The 14,324-nt window shown below is 70.2% G+C and carries 11 protein-coding genes; 9 read left to right on the top strand and 2 right to left on the bottom strand.

Annotated features, from left to right (window positions below):
* Positions 1–17 precede the first annotated feature (17 nt).
* Positions 18–911, top strand: a complete 894-nt coding sequence (locus ACFFGH_RS24995) for a sigma-70 family RNA polymerase sigma factor (RefSeq protein WP_386673415.1) — start codon at positions 18–20, stop codon at positions 909–911.
* Positions 908–1,144: a zf-HC2 domain-containing protein gene (locus ACFFGH_RS24990; protein WP_386673413.1), complete on the top strand. Its 237-nt coding sequence runs from the start codon at positions 908–910 to the stop codon at positions 1,142–1,144. The genes ACFFGH_RS24995 and ACFFGH_RS24990 overlap by 4 nt, the downstream gene beginning before the upstream one ends.
* 108 nt (positions 1,145–1,252) lie before the next feature.
* Here ACFFGH_RS24990 and ACFFGH_RS24985 read toward each other — a convergent pair whose 3' ends face one another.
* Positions 1,253–5,191: a multifunctional oxoglutarate decarboxylase/oxoglutarate dehydrogenase thiamine pyrophosphate-binding subunit/dihydrolipoyllysine-residue succinyltransferase subunit gene (locus tag ACFFGH_RS24985; protein WP_386673411.1), complete on the bottom strand. Its 3,939-nt coding sequence runs from the start codon at positions 5,189–5,191 to the stop codon at positions 1,253–1,255.
* Between the two features lie 134 nt (positions 5,192–5,325).
* On the opposite strand from ACFFGH_RS24985, the gene guaB1 reads away from it, so the two are divergent.
* From guaB1 to ACFFGH_RS24960, 5 genes are all read left to right on the top strand, one after another.
* Entirely contained in the window at positions 5,326–6,765 is a 1,440-nt protein-coding gene (gene guaB1, locus ACFFGH_RS24980; RefSeq protein ID WP_386673409.1) for a GMP reductase, read from the top strand.
* Positions 6,766–6,938: 173 nt separating this feature from the next.
* On the top strand, positions 6,939–8,276 hold the full coding sequence (locus ACFFGH_RS24975) for a hemolysin family protein (RefSeq protein ID WP_386673407.1): 1,338 nt from the start codon (positions 6,939–6,941) through the stop codon (positions 8,274–8,276).
* Positions 8,273–9,316 carry a hemolysin family protein gene (locus ACFFGH_RS24970; protein WP_386673406.1) on the top strand — a complete coding sequence of 348 codons (1,044 nt, stop codon included), beginning with the start codon at positions 8,273–8,275 and terminating at the stop codon, positions 9,314–9,316. Before ACFFGH_RS24975 ends, ACFFGH_RS24970 begins: the two co-directional genes overlap by 4 nt.
* An 89-nt stretch (positions 9,317–9,405) precedes the next feature.
* The gene (locus tag ACFFGH_RS24965; RefSeq protein ID WP_386673404.1) at positions 9,406–10,212 is read left to right on the top strand and encodes a DUF1206 domain-containing protein; all 807 of its coding nucleotides are present in this window, start codon (positions 9,406–9,408) and stop codon (positions 10,210–10,212) included.
* 6 nt (positions 10,213–10,218) lie between these two features.
* Positions 10,219–11,511 carry a cation:proton antiporter gene (locus ACFFGH_RS24960; protein WP_386673402.1) on the top strand — a complete coding sequence of 431 codons (1,293 nt, stop codon included), beginning with the start codon at positions 10,219–10,221 and terminating at the stop codon, positions 11,509–11,511.
* Positions 11,512–11,540: 29 nt separating this feature from the next.
* Here the strand turns inward: ACFFGH_RS24960 and ACFFGH_RS24955 are convergent, their stop codons facing one another.
* Positions 11,541–12,158 carry an HAD family hydrolase gene (locus ACFFGH_RS24955; protein WP_386673400.1) on the bottom strand — a complete coding sequence of 206 codons (618 nt, stop codon included), beginning with the start codon at positions 12,156–12,158 and terminating at the stop codon, positions 11,541–11,543.
* Between the two features lie 39 nt (positions 12,159–12,197).
* Between ACFFGH_RS24955 and ACFFGH_RS24950 the strand changes: the two genes are divergently transcribed.
* Positions 12,198–13,016, top strand: a complete 819-nt coding sequence (locus ACFFGH_RS24950; protein ID WP_386673399.1) for an ADP-dependent NAD(P)H-hydrate dehydratase — start codon at positions 12,198–12,200, stop codon at positions 13,014–13,016.
* Positions 13,013–14,302 (top strand): glycosyltransferase 87 family protein, encoded by a 1,290-nt coding sequence (locus tag ACFFGH_RS24945; protein WP_386673397.1) that lies wholly within the window; start codon positions 13,013–13,015, stop codon positions 14,300–14,302. The genes ACFFGH_RS24950 and ACFFGH_RS24945 overlap by 4 nt, the downstream gene beginning before the upstream one ends.
* Positions 14,303–14,324: the final 22 nt, after the last annotated feature.

Raw genomic sequence — 14,324 nt, 5'->3', positions numbered from 1 at the left:
GGAACGGAGGGCTGCTCGTGCTCGCAGTCCAGTTCCCCGTCCTAGACTGGCGCGCGATGGAGATCGGAACGCCGGGAACCGGCGACACGGACCGCCCGGGCAGGCTCGGGATCGATGGGCTGGACGACGTCGAGCGGGAGCTCGACCAGGCCGCCGCCGAGGATGCCGACGACGATGAGCTCGACGGCCCCGACGACGCGCTGGACCCCGCCGACGACGAGCTGGACGCGTCCGACGACGTCGAACTGGTGCCGGATGACGAGTCCGCGGCCGACGAGTCGGGCGACGATGAGTCCGGCGACGACGTGCCCGCCGGCGAGGCGCCGCTCGACCCGGAGCGGCTGCGTGAGCTGTTCGAGGAGCAGGCCCTGCAGTACATGGACCAGCTCTACGCCGCGGCGATGCGGATGACCCGCAACCCCACGGATGCCGGCGACCTGGTCCAGGAGACGTACCTGAAGGCCTTCGCCGCGTTCGAGCGCTTCAAGCAGGGCACCAACCTGAAGGCCTGGCTGTACCGCATCCAGACCAACACCTTCATCAACAACTACCGCAAGAACCAGCGCAACCCGTACCAGGGCACCATCGACGACCTGGAGGACTGGCAGCTGGGCAGCGCCGAGTCGGCGACGTCCCCCGCGTCGCGCTCGGCCGAGGCGGAGGCCATCGATCACCTCCCGGACAGCACCGTCAAGGATGCGCTGCAGGCGATCCCCGAGGACTTCCGCCTCGCGGTGTACCTCGCGGACGTGGAGGGCTTTTCGTATCAGGAGATCGCGGACATCATGAAGTCACCGGTCGGCACCGTGATGAGCCGGCTGCACCGCGGCCGGCGGCTGCTGCGTGGACTTCTGACCGAGTACGCCGGCGAGCGGGGGATCGTCGTGCCGAACACTGGGAGAACCAAATGACCGACTGTGGTTGCGACAAGGCGAAGGCAGAGCTCGAGGAGTATCTGCACCAAGAGCTGAGCGACGACGACTTCCGCGACGTCAGTGAGCACCTGGCGAACTGCGAGGACTGCTCGGCCGAGCACCTGGTGGGCGTGACCCTCACCGAGAAGGTGCGCCGCGCGTGCCGAGAGACTGCGCCGGAGGAGCTCCGGCAGCAGGTGCTGCTCAAGATCCGCCAGCTCCAGGCGTAGATGCTCGCAACCCCTTCGCCGGCCAAGAGTTCCCGTTCCGGCCGAGAGCGTCCCGCGGAACGGGAACTCTGGGCCGGAACGGGAACTCTGAGCTGACGGCAGGTCGCGTCAGAGGGTGAAGGCCCGCTCGATGAAGGCTGTCTGCTCCTGAGCGCTGCGCTTGGTGGAGCCGGTCGCCGGTGACGCCGACGCCTTCCGCGACGAGACGCTCATCGTGCGTCCGCCGAGGTGCCGGGTGAGCTCCAGGCACATGAACGGCCACGCACCCTGGTTCTCCGGCTCCTCCTGCACCCACATCAGCTCAGCGTCCGGATACTGAGCGAGCACCGAGTTCAGCTGCGCTACCGGCAGCGGGTGGTACTGCTCCAGCCGCACCAGCGCGAACTCGCTCCCGTTGCCGCGCTTGTCCCGCTCGGCCTTCAGGTCGTAGTGCAACTTGCCGGCGTGCAGCAGCACCCGCTTCACCGCGCCCTTGTCGGTCACCGAGAGGTCGTCGAGCACCGGCTCGAACCGGCCGGAGGTGAAGTCGGCGACCTCGCTCGTCGCCCCCCGCAGGCGCAGCATCGCCTTCGGGGTGAAGACCACCAGCGGCCGCCGCGGACGCGCGTACGCCTGACGGCGCAGCAGATGGAAGTAGGACGCCGGCGTCGAGGGACGCGCGATCGTCATGTTGTCCTCCGCCGCGAGCTGCAGGAATCGCTCGATGCGCGCCGACGAGTGGTCGGGTCCCTGGCCCTCGTAGCCGTGCGGCAGCAGCAGCACGACGCTCGAGCGCTGACCCCACTTCTGCTCGGCGCTGGAGATGAACTCGTCGATGACGATCTGGGCGCCGTTGGCGAAGTCGCCGAACTGCGCCTCCCACAGCACCAGCGCATCCGCCCGCTCCACGGAGTAGCCGTACTCGAACGCCATCGCGGCGTACTCGCTGAGCAGGGAGTCGTAGATCCAGAACTTGGCCTGGTTCTCCTGCAGGTTCGCGAGCGGGATCCACTCCTGACCGTTGTGCCGGTCGTGGAGCACGGCGTGCCGCTGCACGAACGTGCCGCGCCGGCTGTCTTGACCGGCGAGCCGCACCGGGGTTCCTTCGACGAGCAGGGATCCGAGGGCGATGAGCTCGCCGAAACCCCAGTCGATTCCGCCGTTCCGGCTCATGTCGACGCGCTTCTTCAAGAGCGCCTGCAGCTTCGGGTGCACGTTGAAGCCTGATGGCGGGTTCGCGTGCGCGTCGCCGATGGCCTGCAGCGCGGATTCGTCGATGCCGGTCGTCTCGGGCTCCCCGGCGGCGTCGTCCCGCTGGGAGTCAGGCCGCTCGAGATCCGACGGTGCCTGGGTGTCGTCCGTGATGATCGGCATGGACCCGGTCTGCGCCGCGTGCGTCTCCTGGAATGCGCGCTCCAGCTTGTCCTGGAAGTCCGCGTGCGCCGCCTCGTACTCCTCCTCGGTGATGTCGCCGCGGCCGACCAGTGCCTCGGTGTAGAGGGTGCGGACGCTGCGCTTCGCCTCGATCAGGTTGTACATCAGCGGCTGGGTCATCGACGGGTCGTCGCCCTCGTTGTGGCCCCGCCGGCGGTAGCAGATGAGGTCGATGACGACGTCGCGGTTGAACTGCTGCCGGTACGCGAACGCGGTCTGGGCCACCCGGATGACGGCTTCCGGGTCGTCGCCGTTCACATGGAAGATCGGCGCCTGGATGGTCTTCGCGACATCCGTGGAGTAGATGGAGCTGCGGCCCTCGCCGGGCGGCGTGGTGAAGCCGACCTGGTTGTTGATCACGACGTGGATCGTGCCGCCGGTCTTGTAGCCGCGGAGCTGCGAGAACTGCAGCGTCTCCACGATCACGCCCTGGCCGGCCATGGAGGCGTCGCCGTGCAGCAGGATGGGCAGCACCGGGAACGTGCCTGGGGCGCGCCGGTCCTGCTTCGCGCGCACGATGCCCTCGAGCACGCCATCGACCGCCTCGAGGTGCGACGGGTTCGCCGCGAGGTAGACCGGGATCTGCTTGCCGTTCGCGGCCGAGAAAGTGCCCTCGGTCCCCAAGTGGTATTTCACGTCTCCGGAGCCCTGCACCGTGCGGGGGTCCTGGGTGCCCTCGAACTCGCGGAAGATCTGCCCGTACGTCTTGCCGGCGATGTTGGTGAGCACGTTGAGGCGCCCGCGGTGCGCCATGCCGATGGCGACCTCCTCGAGTCCAGCCTCCGCCGCATCCTGGAGCACCGCGTCGAGCAGGGCGATGGCCGACTCGCCACCCTCAAGGCTGAACCGCTTCTGGCCGACGTACTTGGTCTGCAGGAAGGTCTCGAACGCCTCCGCCTCGTTGAGCTTTCCGAGCACCCGCATCTGCTCGTCGTGGCTGGGCTTCTGCCACTGCTTCTCCAGGTGCTCCTGGAACCAGCGGCGCTGCTCCGGGTCCTGGATGTGCATGTACTCGATGCCGACGGTGCGGCAGTAGGAGTCGCGGAGCACGCCGAGGATGTCGCGCAGCAGCATGGAGCGCTTGCCGCCGAAGCCGGCGGTGACGAACTCGCGGTCGAGGTCCCAGAAGGTGAGTCCGTGGCTCGCGATGTCGAGGTCGGGGTGGGACCGCTGGCGGTACTCCAGCGGATCCGTGTCGGCCATCATGTGGCCCCGGACGCGGAATGAGTTGATGAGCTCGTGCACGCGGGCGGTCTTGCTCACCGCGTCCGCGAGGTCGACGTGGATGTCGGCAGCCCAGTGGATCGGGTCGTAGGGGATCCGCAGCGCGGCGAAGATGTCCTCGTAGAAGTGGCGCTGGCCGATCAGCAGCTCGTGCACCTTGGCGAGGAACTCGCCGGATCCGGCGCCCTGGATGACCCGGTGGTCGTAGGTGCTGGTCAGCGTGATGGTCTTGCCGATGCCGAGCTCGGTGAGCGTCTTCGTGGACGCGCCCTGGAACTCGGCCGGGTACTCCAGCGCCCCGGCCCCGATGATGCAGGCCTGGCCCCGCATGAGGCGCGGCACGGAGTGCACGGTGCCGATGCCGCCGGGGTTGGTCAGCGAGATGGTGTTGCCCTGGAAGTCCGCGGCGGTGAGCTTGTTCGCCCGCGCCCGCTTCACGACGTCCTCGTACGCGGCTAGGAACTCCCCGAAGCCGAGGGTCTCCGCCCGCTTGATGCCGGGGACGAGCAGCGCGCGGGTGCCGTCAGGCTTCGGCAGGTCGATGGCGATGCCGAGGTTGATGTGCGCGGGCGTCACGACGCTCGGCTTGCCGTCGATCTCGTCGTAGTAGACGTTCTGGCTCGGGAACTCCTTGAGCGCCTGCACCATCGCCCACGCGATGAGGTGCGTGAAGGACACTTTGCCGCCACGGGCACGCTTCAGGTGATTGTTGATGACGATGCGGTTGTCGATCATCAGCTTCGCCGGCACGGTCCGCACGCTCGTCGCGGTGGGGACGGTGAGGCTCGCGTCCATGTTCGCGGCGAGCGCCTTCGGCATGCCGCGCAGCTGCGTGACGACGTCCTGCGGCTCTTCCGGTGCGGTTGCGATCGGCGCCGTCTCGGGGGCCTGGGCGGGGATCGGCTGCGGCCGGGGCTGCACGGATGTGGTGCGCGCGACACGCTGGCCCGCCGCGCCCGTCGGCGCCTGAGCAGGCGGAGTCTCTCCGGTGACTTCCGCCGGGATCTGCGCCTCGGCGCCCTCGGCTTGCGCCTGCGGCTCCGGCTCCGCCGTCTCCGCGGTCGTGGTTCCGGCCTTGCGGGCGGCCTCCTCCGCTGCGGCGGCGTTGTCGGGGTCGTTGCTGCCGACCTCCATCGCCTCGTGCTCGACGTGAGTTTCCTCCATCGACTGAGGCTGCGCCGTCGGCTGGGGCTGCGCTGCCGGGGCGGCCTCGCCCTCCGGCTGCACCACCGGGATGGCGGTGGTGGGCGTCGGGTCCTCGCTCTCGCTCGGGCGACGGTCCTCCAGGATCGGCCACCAGGACCGGTCGACGGAGTCCTTGTCTGCGAGGTACTTCTCGTACATCTCGGCGACCAGCCACTCGTTGGCGCCGAATTGCTCCGCCCCGTCTTCCGACGTTCTTCCGGTCACTTGGCTCGACACAGCCGACCGCCCACTCTCGTTCATCTTCGATGCTGAGGACCCCGGCCCAGCGATGCGGGACCGGCCTTGTCCAGCGTAACGGCTCAGGCTGGGGGCACCCTCCCGGCGGGTACCCTTAATTCATGCGCTTCTACGGGAATACGTCCGGCGACGACCTGACGTATTCGGACGTCTTCCTGGTGCCGAGCCGGTCAACCGTGACCAGCCGCCTGGAGGTCGATCTTGCGCCGGACGATGGCACCGGCGCGACCGTCCCGGTGGTCTCGGCCAACATGAACTCGGTCACCGGGCCGGTGCTCGCGGCCACCCTGGCACGGCGGGGCGGGCTCGGTGTGCTGCCGCAGGACATGCCGCTGCAGGATCTGGATGCCGCCATCCGCTGGGTGAAGGATCAGCCCACCTGGTTCGACACACCCCTGCGGCTCGCGGCCCACGACACCGTCTCGACGGCGCTGTCGCTGCTCCCGGCCCTGACCGGACACGGAGTGGTGCTCGAGGATGACGACGGCCGCTATCTCGGGTGCATCGCGGCGACGCGGCTCGGCAGCGCGCTCCCGGATGCCCGTCTCGGCGACCTGCTCCACGGTCCGCTCACCTCTCTGGAGCTGGAGGACGTCGATGACCCGCGTGCGGCGTTCGACGTGATGGTCGCCGCAGAGCTCGACTTCGCGCCCGTCGTGCAGCACGGGCGTGTCGTCGGCACGCTGAGCCGCAAGAGCGCGCTCCGCTCCACCCTCTACACGGCGGCGGTGGACCGGAAGGGCCGGCTGAAGGTGGCTGCAGCGCTCGGCATCAACGGGGACGTCGCGGGCAAGGCGAAGGCCCTCGCCGAGGCCGGTGTCGACACCCTGGTGCTCGACACGGCGCACGGCCACCAGGACGGGATGCTGCGCGCCCTGGAGAAGGTCGCTGCGCTGCAGCTGGGTGTGCCGCTGGTGGCGGGCAACGTCGTCACCCCGGACGGCGTGCGGGACCTCGTCGGCGCCGGGGCGGATGTGGTGAAGGTCGGAGTGGGCCCCGGTGCGATGTGCACCACCCGCATGATGACCGCGGTGGGCCGTCCTCAGTTCTCGGCGGTCCTCGAGACGGCGGAGACGGCGCTCGGCATCGGCGCCCGAGTGTGGGCGGACGGCGGGGTCCGCTATCCGCGTGACGTCGCGCTGGCGCTCGCCGCCGGAGCGTCGTCCGTGATGATCGGCTCGTGGTTCGCGGGCACGATCGAGGCGCCGGGGCAGCTCGAGCGTGAGCCTGACGGGCGGCTGTACAAGCAGAGCTGGGGCATGGCGTCCACGAAGGCGGTGCAGGAGCGGTTCGGGCGGCTCGACCCGTACGAGCTCGCCCGCAAGGAGCTCTTCGCCGAGGGGATCTCGAGCTCGAGGATCTATCTCGACCCGCACCGCCCGAGCGTCGAGGACCTGCTCGACATGATCACATCCGGACTGCGCAGCTCGTTCACCTACGCGGGCGCCCGCACCGTCGCAGAGTTCCGTGAACGCGCACTCGTGGGACTGCAGAGCGCGGCGGGCTACGAGGAGGGCAAGGCGCTGCCGGTCAGCTGGTAGCGGCCTGCTCTGTCCCGGTTCCCGGGTCGGCGGAGGGGGAGTGGCCGTATACTCCCCGGTAATGGATGACCCTCCGTCTCATACGCCGGCGCCCTCCCTTCCCGCGATAGCGGCTCGGTTCCGCGAGCCCCGCGGTGTCGGGCGCCTGCCCCGCCGCGGCACGGGAGCCGCTTGTGCCTGAGTGGCTTCTGGTGCTCATCGGCCTGGTCCTCACGGTCGGAACCGGCCTCTTCGTCGCGAGTGAGTTCTCTCTCGTCAACCTCGACCGGGCGGACCTGGAGGAGCGCCGCGACCGCGGGGAGAAGCGTCTCGGCCCGACCATCAACGCGCTGAAGATCACCTCAACGCACCTGTCGAGCGCACAGCTCGGGATCACGTTGACGACGCTGCTCACCGGCTACACGCTCGAGCCGGCCTTCTCGGCGATCCTGAGCGGACCGATCACCGCGCTGGGGCTGCCGGAGGGCGGCGTCGAGCCGATCGCGACCGTGGTCGCGGTGCTGTTCGCCACCCTGCTCTCGATGATCATCGGCGAACTGGTGCCCAAGAACTTCGCGCTCGCCCTGCCGCTCGCGACCGCGAAGGTGGTGGTGCCGTTCCAGACGCTGTTCACCACGGTGTTCCGGCCGGCGGTGTCCCTGCTCAACAACTCGGCGAACGGGCTGCTGCGCGCGGTCGGCATCGAGCCGAAGGAGGAGCTCTCCGGTGCGCGCACCGCAGAGGAGCTCTCCTCCCTGGTCCGCCGGTCCGCAAGCCAGGGAAGCCTTGACAGTGAGACGGCGACGCTGCTCGCCCGCACGCTGGCGTTCGCGGACCACACCGCGCAGGACGTCATGACGCCGCGCCCGCGGGTGACGAGCATCGAGCGCGGCGAGACCGCGAAGGACGTCCTGCAGCTCGCCGTCCGGACGGGCTTCTCCCGGTTCCCGGTGACCGACGACGGCATCGACGATGTCGTCGGTCTGGTCCACGTCAAGCAAGCCGTCGCCGTGCCGCGGGAGAAGCGCGCGGACGTGCCCGTCGGCGCGCTGACCACCGAGGCGCTCCGCGTGCCGGAGACCATGCGGCTCGACTCCCTGCTGACCGAGCTGCGCCAGCGCGGCTACCAGATGGCCATCGTGGTCGACGAGTACGGCGGCACGGCGGGAGTGGTGACGCTCGAGGACCTCGTCGAGGAGCTCATCGGCGAGGTCTCGGACGAGCACGACCGCAGCCGGGTCGACGTGGTGCGCAGCCGCGACTGGCTCACCTTCCCCGGGCTGCTGCGCCCCGACGAGCTGCTCGAGCGCGCCGGAGTGACGGTTCCGGAGGATGGGCCGTACGAGACCGTCGGCGGCTGGCTGATGAGCGAGCTCGGCCGGCTCCCGGTGGTCGGCGACCACGTCGAGATCGATGCCGGAGTCTTCCGCGTCGAGCGTCTCGACGGGAGGCGGGTGGACCGGGTGCGCTTCACCCCGCGTCCCGAGCAGCGCGCCGAGACGCAATCCGCACGTGCGGGAGGCCGGTCATGAGCGCCGCCGACTGGTGGGGGATCGCGTGGCTCGGCATCCTGCTCGCCGTCAACGCGTTCTTCGTCGGCGCCGAGTTCGCGGTGATCAGCGCCCGGCGCTCGCAGATCGAGCCGCGCGCCGAGGCCGGGTCGCGGGCGGCGAAGACGGCACTGTGGGCGATGGAGCACGCCACGCTGATGCTCGCGACCAGCCAGCTCGGCATCACCGTCTGCTCGCTGCTGATCCTGAACGTGTCGGAGCCGGCGATCCACCACCTGCTCGAGGTGCCGCTGGCGATCACCGGCTGGTCCGAGTCCGTCGTCGCCACGGTGGCGTTCGTGATCGCTCTGGTCGTCGTGTCGTTCCTGCACGTGGTGCTCGGCGAGATGGTTCCGAAGAACCTGTCGTTCTCGCTTCCCGACCGTGCCGCGCTGCTGCTCGCGCCGCCGCTCGTGATGGTCGCCCGGGTGTTCAAGCCGATCATCTGGTCACTGAACGCGATCGCGAACGCCATCGTGCGGCTCTTCGGCGTCGAGCCGAAGGATGAGGCGACGAGCGCCTTCACGCTCGACGAGGTGGCGTCCATCGTGCGGCACTCGACACGTGAGGGCGTGCTCGAAGACACCACCGGCGCCCTGTTCGCGACGTTCGAGTTCACGGAGAAGAAGGTCGAGGACATCACGCTCCGGACCAGCGAGCTGGTCACACTCCCCGAGGATGCGACACCGGCGGACATCGAGCGCGCGGTGGCCCAGCGCGGGTTCTCGCGGTATGTGCTCGTCGACGAGCGGAACGAGCCGACCGGCTACCTGCACCTGAAGGATGTGATCGACCTGGACGAGGAGGAGTTCACCGAGCCGGTGCCGCCGAAGCGCATCCGCCAGCTGATCTCCATCTTCCGCGGCACCGACCTCGAGGACGCCCTCGCCACGATGCGCCGCACCGGGGTGCACGTGGCGCGCGCGTTCGACGAGCAGGGCGCGACCAGTGGCGTGGTGTTCCTCGAGGACATCCTCGAGGAGCTCGTCGGCGAGGTGCAGGACGCCACGAGACGTCGCTGAGTCTGCTTTCCTCCCAACCGCCCGCCAATTCGCTCGGGGCATCCGGGCGGAGGCTGGGAGGCGGGCATCCTCGCCAATATGCTGACGGCATGGTGAGCTCATCGGCGCGATCGCCGCTTCGGAAGGCGGCGAACAGCCGCCCGGTGGAACTCGGCGCACGGATCGGCTACGCGGTCAACGGACTGCTGCACGGGGTCATCGGCGGACTGGCCATCGCGGTGGCGCTCGGCACGGGAGACAATCCCGACCAGTCCGGCGCGCTCTCAGCCCTTGCGTCCACCCCCGGCGGCGGCGCGCTGCTGTGGGTCATGGTGGTCGGCTTCGCTGCTCTCGGCCTGTGGCAGCTGCTGGAGACGCTGCTGGTGCGCGACGCCGACACCAAGCGGCGCTGGATCGGACGGGTCAAGGAGGGTGGCAAGGCGGTCGTCTACCTCTCCCTTGCGGTGTCGGCCCTCCGATTCGCCGTGCCAGGCGGCTCCTCGGGTGGCGATTCGACCCGCGACTTCACGGCCCGCCTGCTCGGGCAGCCGTTCGGCGTGCTGCTGCTGCTGCTCCTCGCGGCGCTGGTGATCGGTGTCGGTGGCTTCTTCATCGTCAAGGGAGTGCGGAAGAAGTTCCTCGAGGACATCCGCACGCCGACCGGCTCCGCGGGGGACGCGACAGTAGTGGTCGGCGTCGCCGGGTACGTGGCGAAGGGGATCGCACTGGTGGTGGTGGGCGTGCTGTTCGGTGTGGCCGCCGTGACCACCGATCCGGAGCAGGCGACCGGGCTCGACGCGGCCCTGCTCGCGCTCGCTGAGTTGCCGTACGGTGTCGCCGTCCTGATCGCCGTCGGCGTCGGCTTCATCGCCTACGGCGTGTACTGCGTGGTTCGAGCCCGCCGCGCGAGGCTCTGACCCGCGGTGGAGTTCGAGCTCGACGGCCCCGCCGCCGTCTTCGCCGCGGTGGGCGTCGCCACCCTCGGCGCGGCGCTGCTTCCCCGGCTGCTCGGGCGGGCGCCGCTCTCGATGCCGATGGTGTTCCTGGCTGCCGGGGTCGTCGGCTTCGCGCTCGTGCCGAGCCTCCCGGATCCCGACCCGACAGAGCACGTCGAGGTGGCCGTGCACCTGACCGAGGTGTGCGTCATCATCTCGCTGATGGGGGCGGGCCTCGCGCTCAATCGGAAGCCGGGCTGGCGGTCGTGGTCATCGACGTGGCGGCTTCTCGCCATCACGATGCCGCTGTCCATGCTGCTCGTCGGCGTGCTCGGCTGGGCGGCCCTCGGCCTCGGCGTGGCGGGCGCGGTGCTGCTGGCCGCGGCGCTGGCGCCGACGGACCCGGTGCTCGCCAGCGAGGTGCAGGTCAATGAGCCGATGACCGACTCGGAGCAGGACGATGACGAGGCGAGGTTCGCGCTGACCTCCGAGGCGGGATTGAACGACGGGCTGGCGTTCCCGTTCACCTACGCGGCGATCGCCATCAGCCTCGTGGGTGCAGCGCCGTCGGCTTGGCTGCCCGAGTGGCTCGCGGTCGACGTCCTCTGGCGGCTGGGGATCGGTCTGCTCGCCGGACTGGCGGTGGGGTGGCTGCTCGGCCGGCTGTTCTTCTCGCGCGTCGGCGAGCGGCTCAATCTCACCAGCACCGAGGGGTTCGTGGCGCTGGCTGCGACCTTCCTCGCCTACGGAGCCGCGGAGCTGGCGGAGGGATACGGCTTCGTGGCGGTCTTCGTCTGCGCCTGCACCGTCCGCGCCGCGGAGCGGGAGCACGGCTATCACGCGGTGATGCATCAGTTCGTCGAGCAGATCGAGCGACTGCTCACCGTGGCCGTGCTGGTGCTGCTCGGCGGCGCGATCTCCCGGGGCCTTTTCGCGGACATCGGGTGGGCCGAGATCCTGATCGCCCTGGCCTTCCTCCTGGTGATCCGGCCGCTGAGCGGCCTGATCGGGCTGGCGGGCGGCAAGACGGGCTCCCGGGAGCGCATGGTCATCGCGTTCTTCGGCGTCCGTGGCGTCGGATCGCTCTACTACGTGGCGTACGCGCTGCAGAACGGCGACTTCCCCGGCGGTGAGCGGCTCTTCGCGATCGTCTCGCTCGTCGTCGTCGGATCGGTGCTGATCCACGGCGTCGGCGCGACCCCGGTCATGCGCAGGCTGGACCGTGCCCGCCGGCAGAGAGCCCGCACCACCGACACCGATGAAGCGCACACCGCGGTCTGACGGCACGCGCGTCCGGCGGATCCGCGGGATCAGGCGGCGAGCGACTCCAGGAAGGCGCGAAGCCCGTCCGCGGTGGTGAAATGGTGCGCCGTCATGCCGACGGCCGCGGCACCCTCGACGTTCACGAGCTTGTTGTCGATGAACACCAGCTGCTCCGGTTCCACAGCCAGCTCCCGCGCGACCTCGAGGTAGATCTCCGGGTCCGGCTTCAGGCTCAGCATCTCGGCGCTCACGAACATCCGCTCGAAGCACTGCGCCATGGGGGAGAAGCGGAACGGCGACGAGTAGTCGAAGCCGGCGTTCGAGAGCAGCGCGATCCGGGTGCCGCCTTGGTGCAGCCGGTCGATCAGGTCGACCGTGCCGGGCTCCACGGTGATCCAGGAGCGGAAGTCCACCGTCCACATCCGGTGCACGGTGGAGAGCGGCCAGCCGGCGCCGACGTCTTCGGCGATCCGCGCCCAGTACTGCGGCACCGACAGCGTGCCGCGGTCGAGCTCGTCGCGGTGACCGTCATACGCCCGCCAGAAGGGCTCCGGGTCGACACCGGCGATGGTCAGCAGCTCGTCCCGGTCCTGCCGGGACGGAGAGACGGAGATCACCTCGCCGTAGTCGAACAGCACGACGCGTCCTGGAATGCTGATGCTCATCCGCTCAAACTACCGCCCGATCGAACTATGGTCGGTTCCGTGACCGACTTCTTCCGCGCCGAGGAGGCCGCCGAGCTGATCGCGGTGCCGGACGAGGGCGACGACAAATACTCGCGCGGCGTGCTCGGCGTGATGACCGGCTCGGCCCAGTATCCGGGTGCCGCGGTGCTCGGTGTGGAAGCGGCGCTGCGAACCGGCGTCGGGATGGTGCGGTACGTCGGTCCGGAATCCGCGAAGCAGCTGGTGCTCGCCCGCCGCCCGGAGGCGGTGAGCGGGAGGGGCCGCGTGCAGGCCTGGCTCGTCGGGAGCGGCATGGACGCCGAGTCCCGGACCGGCGATGAGACCGCGCTGCTGCGCGACGCCCTGCGCGAGGATCTTCCGGCCGTGATCGACGCCGGGGCGCTTGACCTGGTGGGCGACGCGGCGGGACCCGTCGTGATCACACCCCACTACGGGGAGCTCGCCAGGCTGCTCGGGGCCGAGCGGGCCGACATCGCCGCCGACCCCGCCCGGTTCGCATCGCGTGCGGCCGAGCAGCTCGGCGTCACCGTCCTGCTGAAGGGCTTCGTCACCCACGTCGCCGGGGACGGCGTGCTGCTGAAGGCACGCAGCGCGACCCCATGGCTGGCGACGGCGGGCTCCGGCGACGCCCTCGGCGGCGTGCTCGGCGCGCTGCTCGCCACGCATTCGGACCAGATCCTGGCGGACCGAGCCGTGCTGCCGCGGCTCGCCGCAGCGGCGGCCGTGATCCACGGCATCGCCGGCGACCGCGCCTCGAACGGCGGACCGGTCACCGTGCTCGATCTCGCGGCCGCGCTGCCGGCCACGATCGCGCACCTGCTCGGGACGCGCGCGTGACCCGACGCCGGCCGGCGCTGGCAGCGCTGGCAGCGCTGGCCGAGCGGCGTCTGGTGCTCTGGGCCGCGTTCGCTCTGCTCCACCTCTGGCTCGGGCTGGTGAACCTCACCTCACCCAGCCTGCCGCTCGGCGACGTCAGCTGGGTCTACCGCGGATGGATCGAGCGAGCCGTCTACTCCGACTACTGGGTGGGGATCCACGCCGAGTGGGTGTACCCGATCCTCGCGCTGCTGCCCATGCTGGCGGCGGCCGTCGCCGGCTTCGAGTACTACAGCAGCACGTGGCTGACCCTGGTTCTTGCGCTGAACGCCGGCGCCTTCGCGCTGCTCACCGGCGTCGGCCGCACCGGCCGCAACCAGGGCGCCGCCTGGTGGTGGCTCGCATTCCTGGCGCTGCTCGGACCGATCGCCATCGGGCGGCTGGACGCGGTCACCGTGCCGCTCGCGCTCGTCGCGGTGCTGTGGCTGAGAAGGCGGCCCGCCGTCGCTGGCGTGCTGCTGGCGGTCGCCGCCTGGATGAAGGTGTGGCCGGCCGCTCTCGTGCTCGCCGCGGTGGTGGCGCTGCGCGACCGCGCCAGAGTGCTCGTCGCCGCCGGAGTCACCAGCCTGCTGGTCCTGCTGATCGCGCAGCTCTACGGCAGCGGCTTGCACGTGTTCAGCTTCCTCACCACGCAGGCGGATCGCGGCATGCAGATCGAGGCGCCGGTCGCCACCCCGTGGCTGTGGCATGCGCTGGCCACCGGCGGCACCCGCATCTACTACGACACCCGCATCCTGACCTTCCAGGTCGATGGGCCCGGCGTCGGCCTCGCGGCCTCCTTGGTGACCCCGGCCCTCGCACTCGCCGTCCTCGCGGTGCTCTGGCTCGGGTGGCGCGCGTTCCGCGCCGGCGCGGCGGGGGAGGAGCTGTTCCCGGTGCTCGCGCTGGCGCTGGTGGTCTCGCTGGTCGCGGTCAACAAGGTCGGCTCGCCGCAGTTCGTGGCCTGGCTGGCGGTGCCCGTGCTCGCCGGCACGCTCGCCCGTGCGCGCCCGTTCCGTGTCCCGGCGGCGCTGACGCTGATGCTCGCGGGGCTCACCCAGATCGTCTATCCGCATCTGTACGGGGCGCTGCTGGCCCTGCATCCGCTGATGCTGGTCGCCCTCACGATGCGGAATCTGCTGTACTTCGTGCTGCTCGCCTGGGCGGTGCGGGAGCTCTGGCGGCTGGGCGCTCGCGGCGCGCAGGAGGGAAGCGTGCTCGCCGGCCCGTCCAGGAACTCGGAACCCGCTCTCACCCTCGAGCCGTAGCCTCGTGTGCAGGGGCGGGAAA

The sequence above is a fragment of the Lysobacter korlensis genome, assembly GCF_042434515.1.
The sequence above is the reverse complement of the archived record's forward strand: the minus strand, read 5'-3'. Positions and strand labels throughout refer to the sequence as shown.

Coding starts and splice junctions, on each gene's coding strand:
- ACFFGH_RS24990 (WP_386673413.1), top strand. CDS start 908: ATGACCGACTGTGGTTGCGACAAGGCGAAGGCAGAGCTCGAGGAGTAT.
- guaB1 (WP_386673409.1), top strand. CDS start 5,326: ATGCGCTTCTACGGGAATACGTCCGGCGACGACCTGACGTATTCGGAC.
- ACFFGH_RS24970 (WP_386673406.1), top strand. CDS start 8,273: ATGAGCGCCGCCGACTGGTGGGGGATCGCGTGGCTCGGCATCCTGCTC.
- ACFFGH_RS24965 (WP_386673404.1), top strand. CDS start 9,406: ATGGTGAGCTCATCGGCGCGATCGCCGCTTCGGAAGGCGGCGAACAGC.
- ACFFGH_RS24955 (WP_386673400.1), bottom strand. CDS start 12,158: ATGAGCATCAGCATTCCAGGACGCGTCGTGCTGTTCGACTACGGCGAG.